We start from the raw sequence: 846 nt of genomic DNA on the forward strand, positions 1-846 counted from the left end.
TGCCATGGCCTGCCTATGCGTTTTGCTGGGCGGGCCTTCTTATGCCGCGGGCGCGGAGAGCCTCATCATCGCGGGCGCGACGTACTGCGAGCCGGGCGCGTCGGGCCCCGGCTGGGCCTGGACCGATGCCGACCACCTGGAGCTTGACGGCTACGCGGGTGGGGCCATCGGCGCCGAGGGCGACCTGGTGCTGACGCTTGCCGGGCAAAACTCCGTGACGGAGTCGCATGCGCCCGATGCGGACATCACGCTGTGCGGTATGGAGGTGTGGGGCAACCTGACGCTTCGCGGCACCGGGACCCTGACGGCGACGGGCTCGCAGTGCGGGATCCACGTTTCGCAGGCGCTCGCGGTGGACGGCTGCACCGTCGATGTCCGGGCGGACGGGGCCGATATCACGGACGAGGCGTTCGCCGGCGTGATCGCAGGCGACATGGCCGTGCGCGGCGGCGGGCGCATCGTTGCCGCGGGCGCCGGGTCCGGAGCGGGCGTGCGCGCCCACGGCGTGTATCTGCAGGATGCGGGCCTTGGCGCTGGCGCGGCCGGCTGTCGGCTTTCCGTCGATGCCTCGTGGCTCGATGCGACCGGTGCCGACGGCGGTGTTGCGTGCACGGGCGGGTCGCTTGTGTCTGCGCGGTTCGTGGCGCCTGCGGGAGGGGCCTTCGGTGCCGGCGGCGTGGCGAATGCTTCCGGCGACATGGCGCCGCATGTGGTGATCGAGCCCCAGGGCGCCACGGCGCCGCCGGGGGAGACCGACGGGCGCGAGGTGCCCGACGACGCGGGCGAGCCGGCCGGCGGTGCCGGTCCTGCCGTCGAGCGGCCCGGTGCCGGGTCCGCGACCGATCC

Annotated in this window: 1 protein-coding gene; it reads left to right on the forward strand. The window is 74.1% G+C overall.

Translation table 11 applies throughout. From position 1 onward, the window contains the following. Nucleotides 1-846 (forward strand): hypothetical protein (locus tag DWW12_RS09960; protein WP_369832438.1); only part of this gene is annotated, 846 nt, incomplete at both ends.

Source organism: Collinsella sp. AF14-35 (genome assembly GCF_003464565.1).
In the GTDB taxonomy this organism is placed as follows: Bacteria; Actinomycetota; Coriobacteriia; order Coriobacteriales; family Coriobacteriaceae; genus Collinsella.